Consider the following 7438-nt stretch of genomic DNA (forward strand, 5'->3'; position numbering starts at 1 on the left):
TTCTTCGCTTCCTGCTCCGTACCGTAGTGGGTACGGGTCGGTACCAGTAGGCCCCCGGGACCAGGAGGCCCCCCGGGCCCGATCGGACGGGCCCGATCGGACGGGCAGGATCAGAACGGCAGGCCCGGGATCGAGCCGCCGCCGCCCAAGCCCTGCGCCAGCGGGCCGAGCTTCTGCTGCTGGAGCGCCTGCGCGTTCTCGTTGGCCGCCTGGACGGCCGCCACCACGAGGTCGGCGAGCGTCTCGGTGTCCTCCGGGTCCACGGCCTTCGGGTCGATCACCAGGGCCCGCAGCTCGCCGGAGCCGGTGACGGTGGCCTTCACGAGGCCTCCGCCCGCCTGTCCGTCGACCTCGGCCCTCGCCAGCTCCTCCTGGGCCGCGGCGAGGTCCTGCTGCATCTTCTGGGCCTGCTGGAGCAACTGCTGCATATCGGGCTGGCCACCACCGGGAATCACGGTCACTCCTGGCATTTCGACGACAAATGTTTCGGTAAGCCGAGCCTACGTGCTCCCCGGTCACCGCGCTTCACCCGCCGGGGACCAACTCTTTCGGGTGAGATTCGTCAACCGCCGTGAAGGCTCCTATACCTGACCAGCGGCCCTGCGCAGGCGGGAATCCCGCGATTTCGACTCCGCAGCCCACCATTCGGCGGTAGGAAGGGCATGCACATCGGTACGCCTGCGCGCATGTGCGGTGACGCAGAGTTACCCACGTCATCCGCGAGGAAGCCCCGAGCGTCCGTTCCGTCCGTCAGAGTGCGAAGGAGTGCCCCGGTGAGTCAGCCGGAGATGCAGCCCGAGGGGCCGCCCCGCAAGGAGTCCGACGCGGGTTCCGGTGAGATCGGAGTGGAGGCTTCCGCTTCTGGCACCCGCGCCGGCGGAGCCGGGGGGAGCGGCGGAGGCCGTGGGATGGGCGGCGGCGGAGGCGGCGGTGGAGCCGGTGGCACCGGCGCGCGGGACGGGTCGGGCGGCGGCGGGGCCGGGAGCGGCGGCGGAGCCCGTGCCGGTGGGTCCTGGGGCGGCGGCTCCGGGGCCGGCGGGCGCGATCTGACCGGGCGGCCCTTCCCCCTCGGGGACTGGGGCGAGCCCGCCGAGCGGCTCGACGAGCTCTACCGCTGGGTCGAGTCGGGCGCCCTCGCGACGGCGGAGTGGTATCTCACCGACCGCGTGTGGAAGCGCCGGACGGCCAGGGCCCTGCGGCTGGGCACCGCCTTCGGGGTCGTCGCGGGGGCCGCGCTGCCGCTGCTGGACCTGACGGGGACGCTGAGCGGGTCGGCCGGCTGGGGGTACCTCTCGCTGCTGCTGGGCGCCGCCTGCATGGGCTGCGACCGGTATTTCGGGCTCACCTCCGGCTGGATAAGGAACCTCGCCACCGCGCAGGCCGTGCAGCGGCGGCTCCAGGTGCTCCAGTTCGACTGGGCGTCGGAGTGCGTACGGGAGACGCTCGGCCCGTCCGAGGGGACGGCCAGCGAGGCGGCGGAGCGGTGCCTGGGGGTGCTGCGGCGGTTCTCCGAGGACGTCACGGAGCTGGTGCGGTCGGAGACGGCGGACTGGATGGTGGAGTTCCGGGCGGGGCCCGCGCCCATGGGGACGCAGGCGCTCGTGTCGGGCAGTGCGGGCGGCCGGGCCGAGCCCGGCGGGCTGCCGGGACGGTTCTCCATGCCGTCCGTCGCCGCCCGCCCGAACATGCCCCGGCAACGGCCACCGGAGGCGCCGCGCTAGCACGCCAGGCGGCTCAGCTGAAGATGATCATCGAGCCCTGCGCCAGCGACCGGGTGGCCGCCGCGTGCAGCCCCAGCCAGACGTGGCGCTCCCGGGCGAAGGGACTGTCGTCGTACGGGACGGGGGTCGCCGGTTCCTCCAGGGCCGTGGGGCCCGGCGGCGGCTGCGGGGCGGCCGGGGGGTTGGCCGGGTCGATGCCGATGGCCGGGGCCACGTACTCCAGCTCCCGCAGCAGGCCGTGCGCGGAGCCGAGCGGGCCGCCGCCCTCCAGCAGCGCGTCGTTGGAGAGCGGGTGCGGGAAGTCGACCGGGACGTACGCCCCGGCGTGGTCGTAGTGCCAGACCAGGTGCGACTGCTGGGCGGTCTGCTCGAACATCTCCAGCAGTTGCTCGTAGTCGCCGCCGAGCCCCTCGACCGGGGTGACGGCCAGACCGCTCAGCTGGAGCAGATAGGCGCGGCGCAGGAAGTGCAGGGCGTCGTAGTCGAAGCCCGCGACCGGGGCCACGTCCCCGTTGAGGCCCGGCATGTAGGCGAAGACGGGGACGGGCGGCAGCCCCGCGTCGTTCAGCGCCCGGTCGTAGACGGCGATCTCTTCGGCGAACGGATTGTCGGGGCTGTGGCACAGCACATCGACGAGGGGGACGAGCCACAGGTCACAGGCCACGAAGTCTCGCTCTCCATAGGGTTCGGCGATCGTCGGACCAGCGTAATGCGAGGTGAACCCCACGCACAGTGCCCCGGCACCCGCCAAGGGCCCTACTGCTCCGGGCGCTCCCGGCTCTCCTGCGCCTCGCGGGCCTCCCGGGCCTCCAAGTGGTCGGCCCAGGCCAGCGCGTGGGCGTAGTACCCCTGCATCACCGCCAGCACCTCGCCGCGGTCGCCGCCTGCGATGGCCTCGACCAGCTCCTCGTGCCCGAACCACAGCACATGCTCGTCCGCGTGCTCGCCGCGCAGCCGGTGGACGGCGAACACCCAGGCCTGGACGCGGAGTTTGGCGAGGAAGGCGGTGATGTACGGGTTGAGGACGAAGGCCCCGAGCTCCCGCCAGAAGCGGAGGTCGTACCCGATCAGTACGTCGAGATCGCCGCCCTTCGCCGCGCGGACGGCCTCCGCGGCCCGGCGCCGGATCGGGGCGAGCGCCTCGGGCCGGACGGCCACCTGGTCGGCGGGGCGGCGGAAGATGCCCTCGACGACGAGGGAGCGGGCCTCCACCATCGCCCGGTAGTCCGCAATCGTGAACTCGTGGACCTGGAAGCCGCGGTGCTGGTCGGAGCAGAGCAGCCCTTGCGCGGAGAGGTCGAAGAGCGCCTCGCGCACGGGGGTCGCGGAGACGCCGTACTGTTCCGCGATCTGCTTGACGGTGAACTCCCGGCCCGGGCGCAGTCGCCCGGCCAGCACTTCGTCGCGCAGCGCGTCGGCGATCTGCTGGCGAAGCGTACTGCGGGTCACACCTCCGCTCGGCCCCATGGGCGACCCTTCCCGTTCGTCAGCCGTGGTTCGTCAGCCGCGTTCAGCCGCGTTTCAGCCGTCTTTCGGCTCGGGACACCTTAAGCCAGCCGCCCGCCGTGCCCGATTTCGGGCAGGACGGGCGGCGATGAGGTGCTTGAGCGTGCTCGGACGCTTACACCGTGTGCTCGTCGGCCACCGCGAGCGCGATGTCCAGCGCCGCGAGCCCCTCCTTGGCCTCGGCCTCGGTGACGTTGCACGCGGGGACGGCGTGGGTCCGGTTCATGTTGATGAACGGCCACAGCCCTTGCTTCTTGGCCGCAGCCCCGAAGGCCGCCATCGGCGCGGCGGCCTCACCCGACGCGTTGTACGGGACGAGCGGCTCGCGGGTCTCCCGGTCGCGTACGAGCTCCAGCGCCCAGAACGCGCCGAGGCCGCGCACCTCGCCGACCGAGGGGTGGCGCTCGGCGAGCTCGCGCAGGCCGGGGCCGAGGACGGTCTCCCCGATCCGGGCGGCGTTCCCGACGACCTTCTCGTCCTCCATCACCCCGATGGTGGCGACGGCGGCCGCACAGGCCAGCGGGTGGCCGGAGTAGGTGAGGCCGCCGGGGTAGGGGCGGGTCTCGAAGGTGGCGGCGATCTCGGCGCTGATGGCGACGCCGCCGAGCGGTACGTAACCGGAGTTGACGCCCTTGGCGAAGGTCAGCAGGTCCGGCACGACGTCGAAGTGGTCGGCGGCGAACCAGGCGCCGGTGCGGCCGAAGCCCGCCATGACCTCGTCGAGCACGAACACGATCCCGTACCGGTCACAGATCTCGCGAACGCCCGCCAGGTATCCCGGCGGCGGGGTCATGATGCCGGCCGTGCCCGGAATCGTCTCCAGGATGATCGCGGCGATGGTGGACGGCCCCTCGAAGGCGAGCGTGTCCTGAAGGTGCTGGAGCGCCCGGGCGCACTCCTCGGCCTCGGTCTCGGCGTAGAACGGCGAGCGGTAGAGGAAGGGCGCCCAGAACCGTACGACCCCCGCGGAGCCGTTGTCGGAGGGCCAGCGGCGCGGGTCACCGGTGAGGTTGATCGCGGTGGAGGTGGCGCCGTGGTACGAGCGGTAGGCGGAGAGCACCTTCGTACGGCCGGTGTGCAGCCGGGCCATCCGGATGGCGTTCTCGACGGCCTCGGCCCCGCCGTTGGTGAAGAAGATCTTGTCCAGGTCGCCCGGGGTGCGCTCGGCGATGAGGCGTGCGGCCTCGGAGCGCGCCTCGATCGCGAACGCGGGCGCGAACGTGGCGAGCTTGCCCGCCTGCTCCTGGATGGCCGCGATCACGGTGGGGTGCTGGTAGCCGATGTTGGTGTAGACGAGCCCGCTGGTGAAGTCGAGGTAGCGGTTGCCGTCGTAGTCCCAGAAGTAGGACCCCTCGGCGCCGGCGACGGCGAGCGGGTCGATGAGGCCCTGGGCGGACCAGGAGTGGAACACGTGCGCGCGGTCCGCGGCCTTCACGGCCGCACCGGCCGCGGGGTCGGCGTACGGGGCATGAGGGGCATGAGGGGTCATGCGGGGAGCGTAGGTGCTGGCGGGGGCCGGTCTCCATGGCCATGTTGTACGGCGTGGGGCGCGGGGTTCGGCAGGGTGTCGGGTCAGGGACGCACTCCCCATTGACAGCAAGCTGTCATGATGACAGAATCCTGTCATCTACTTCAGGAGGCTGCCATGACCGGCACCAGCACCGGCCCTGTGGTTCATCTCGCCGTGTACGACACCCTCGCCGACTGGGAGACCGGGTACACGACCGCCTTCCTCGCGCAGAACGGCTACACCGTGCGGACGGTGGGGCCGGAGCGGGAGCCCGTCACCACCATGGGCGGGCTGCGCATCCAGCCCGATCTGGCCCTGGCCGAGCTGCGCCCCGAGGACAGCGCGCTGCTCGTCCTCCCCGGGGCCGGGCTCTGGGACGCGGGCGACGACCTGGCCCCGTTCGCCCGTACGGCACGCGCCTTCCTCGACGCGGAGGTGCCGGTCGCGGCGATCTGCGGGGCGACGGCCGGGCTGGCCCGCGAGGGGCTCCTCGACGACCGGGCGCACACGAGCGCGGTCTCGTTCTACCTGGCGGCGACGGGGTACGGCGGTGGCGCGCGGTACGTGGACGCCGACGCGGTGACGGACCGCGGGCTGATCACGGCCGGGCCCACGGAGCCGGTGGCGCTGGCACGGGAGGTGTTCGGGCTGCTGGGGGTGTACGGGGAGGAGAAGCTCGGGGCCTGGTACCGGCTGTTCCACGACTCGGACGCGAGCGCGTACGAGGTGCTGGAGGGTGCGTGAGCGCGCGGGGCGCGTCCCGTCCGAGCAGGAGCTGTTGAGCCGGGCGGCGCTGACGGTGTTCCGGCTGAACGGCCAGTTCCTGGGCGTGGCCAAGGAGTTGGCCAAGCCGGGCGGGCTGACGGCGGCGTGGTGGCAGGTGCTGGGGGCGGTGCTGAGGGAGCCGTTGCCGGTGGCGGGGATCGCGCGGACGATGGGGATCACCCGGCAGAGCGTGCAGCGGATCGCGGACCTGCTGGTGGGGCGGGGCCTCGCGGAGTACGTGGAGAACCCGGCCCACCGCCGAGCGAAGCTGCTCCGCCCGACGGCTGCGGGCCGGGAGGCGGTCTCACGGATCACCCCGTCCCACGCGGATTTCGCCGCCCGCCTGGCGGCAGAGCTGGGGGCGGAGGGGTTCGCGGAGGCGGTGGGGGTGCTGGAACGCCTGGCGGGGGCGATGGATTCAGTAACGGGTGCCCATTCCAGCCCGTCCGGCGTTTGAGGACGGAACCCTTGGGCCGGGGAGCCCGCCACTCCAGCCCGTCGGGTACCCCTCCCAGCCCGTCCGGCGTTTGAGGACGGAACCCTTGGGCCGGGGAGCCCGCGCTCAACGCATCCGCTCCCCGGAGCACCGCCCATGCCCGCGCACCGACCCCCCGCTCCCCGGTTCCGTCCTCAAACGCCGGACAGGCTGAGGGCGCACGCCGGACGGGCCGGGGGTGCGCGCCGGACGGGCTGAAGGAGGCTCACCGCACCAGGCTTGGTGTGGCGCGGGCGGAACCAAGGGCGCGGCAGGCGTGTCGTAGACGGCGGGGACAGCGGCGGCGGCGCCCCCACCCCACCGGGGCTATCCTCGTGCGGGCCGCACGGGAGGAACCGCACATGGACAAGCTCGGCCCCGACGACCCGCACCGCATAGGCGCGTACCGCATCCTCGCCCGCCTGGGAGAAGGCGGCATGGGCCAGGTCTTCCTCGCCCGCTCCGACAGAGGCCGCACCGTAGCCCTCAAGCTCGTCCGCCGCGAACTCGCCGAACAGCCCGAGTTCCGCGCCCGCTTCCGCCAGGAAGTCCGCGCCGCACACCAGGTCGACGGCGCCTGGACCGCCCCGGTCCTGGACTCCGACACCGAGGCCCCGGTCCCCTGGGTCGCCACCGGCTACGTCGCCGGCCCCTCCCTCCACCGCATCGTCTCCGGCCGCCCCGGCGCCCCCCTCACCGACGCGGGCGCGTACGGCCCCCTGCCGACCCGCTCCGTCCAGCTCCTCGGCTCCGGCCTCGCCCACGCCCTCCAGCACATCCACCGCGCCGGGCTCATCCACCGCGACCTGAAGCCCTCCAACGTGCTGCTCACCATCGACGGCCCCCGGGTCATCGACTTCGGCATCGCCCGCGCCCTGGAGTCCCTGGCCGACGGCGATCTGACCCGCACGGGCGCGATGATCGGCTCGCCGGGGTTCATGGCCCCGGAGCAGGTGCGCGGCGAGCGCGTGACGACGGCGTGCGATGTGTTCTGCCTGGGCTCCGTGCTCGCGTACGCGGCGACCGGCCGGCTCCCCTTCGGCGCGGCCGAGAGCGGCGGGGTGCACGCCCTGATGTTCCGGATCGCCCAGGAGGACCCGGACCTGGCCGGCGTCCCGGCGGAGCTGGCCGGGGTCGTCCGGGACTGCCTGGCCAAGGACCCGGCCGCCCGGCCCTCCACCGACGAGATCCTGGCCCGGCTGGGCGAGGCGGAGGCGGACGAGCCCTGGCTCCCCGCCACCCTCATCGCCCAACTGGGCCGCCACGCGGTGGGGTTGCTCGACGCGGAGGACCCGGAGGACCCGGAGGCCCCGGCGGACCCACAGGGCCCCCACACACCCCCCGCAGCCGTCCACGCGCTGCCCACGCAGGCGGCGACACCCCAGCCGACCCCGACGCCACCCCCGTACACCCACCAGCCCCAGCCGTACGGCCACCCCCACCCCCAGAGCTACCACCCCC

Annotated in this window: 8 protein-coding genes; 4 read left to right on the forward strand and 4 right to left on the reverse strand. The window is 73.3% G+C overall.

Translation table 11 applies throughout. From position 1 onward, the window contains the following. Positions 1-110 precede the first annotated feature (110 nt). The gene (locus IF17_RS0112455; protein WP_026241856.1) at positions 111-455 is read right to left on the reverse strand and encodes a YbaB/EbfC family nucleoid-associated protein; all 345 of its coding nucleotides are present in this window, start codon (positions 453-455) and stop codon (positions 111-113) included. Between the two features lie 318 nt (positions 456-773). Here IF17_RS0112455 and IF17_RS0112460 point away from each other — a divergent pair, with 318 nt between their 5' ends. Continuing rightward, positions 774-1721, forward strand: a complete 948-nt coding sequence (locus IF17_RS0112460; RefSeq protein ID WP_106980169.1) for an SLATT domain-containing protein — start codon at positions 774-776, stop codon at positions 1719-1721. A gap of 13 nt (positions 1722-1734) precedes the next feature. Here IF17_RS0112460 and IF17_RS0112465 read toward each other — a convergent pair whose 3' ends face one another. From IF17_RS0112465 to IF17_RS0112475, 3 genes are all read right to left on the reverse strand, one after another. Continuing rightward, entirely contained in the window at positions 1735-2385 is a 651-nt protein-coding gene (locus IF17_RS0112465) for a hypothetical protein (protein WP_030565142.1), read from the reverse strand. A gap of 92 nt (positions 2386-2477) precedes the next feature. After that, the gene (locus tag IF17_RS0112470; RefSeq protein ID WP_030565144.1) at positions 2478-3188 is read right to left on the reverse strand and encodes a GntR family transcriptional regulator; all 711 of its coding nucleotides are present in this window, start codon (positions 3186-3188) and stop codon (positions 2478-2480) included. Positions 3189-3342: 154 nt separating this feature from the next. Next, complete coding sequence (locus IF17_RS0112475) at positions 3343-4716, reverse strand: aspartate aminotransferase family protein (protein WP_030565146.1); 1374 nt, start codon at positions 4714-4716, stop codon at positions 3343-3345. A gap of 156 nt (positions 4717-4872) precedes the next feature. Here IF17_RS0112475 and IF17_RS0112480 point away from each other — a divergent pair, with 156 nt between their 5' ends. The 3 genes from IF17_RS0112480 to IF17_RS0112490 all read left to right on the forward strand — a co-directional run. Further along, positions 4873-5481 (forward strand): DJ-1/PfpI family protein, encoded by a 609-nt coding sequence (locus IF17_RS0112480; RefSeq protein ID WP_030565148.1) that lies wholly within the window; start codon positions 4873-4875, stop codon positions 5479-5481. Then, positions 5474-5959, forward strand: a complete 486-nt coding sequence (locus IF17_RS0112485; RefSeq protein ID WP_030565150.1) for a MarR family winged helix-turn-helix transcriptional regulator — start codon at positions 5474-5476, stop codon at positions 5957-5959. The genes IF17_RS0112480 and IF17_RS0112485 overlap by 8 nt, the downstream gene beginning before the upstream one ends. Positions 5960-6339: 380 nt before the next feature. Continuing rightward, on the forward strand, positions 6340-7438 hold a 1099-nt coding region (locus IF17_RS0112490; RefSeq protein WP_030565152.1), incomplete at its 3' end, for a serine/threonine-protein kinase.

Source organism: Streptomyces cyaneofuscatus (assembly GCF_000718135.1).
Lineage (GTDB): Bacteria > Actinomycetota > Actinomycetes > Streptomycetales > Streptomycetaceae > Streptomyces > Streptomyces cyaneofuscatus.

What these genes read in the sequence shown, in the direction of transcription:
- IF17_RS0112470 (WP_030565144.1), bottom strand. Translation starts at nt 3,188, where the DNA reads ATGGGGCCGAGCGGAGGTGTGACCCGCAGTACGCTTCGCCAGCAGATC.
- IF17_RS0112475 (WP_030565146.1), bottom strand. Translation starts at nt 4,716, where the DNA reads ATGACCCCTCATGCCCCTCATGCCCCGTACGCCGACCCCGCGGCCGGT.
- IF17_RS0112480 (WP_030565148.1), top strand. Translation starts at nt 4,873, where the DNA reads ATGACCGGCACCAGCACCGGCCCTGTGGTTCATCTCGCCGTGTACGAC.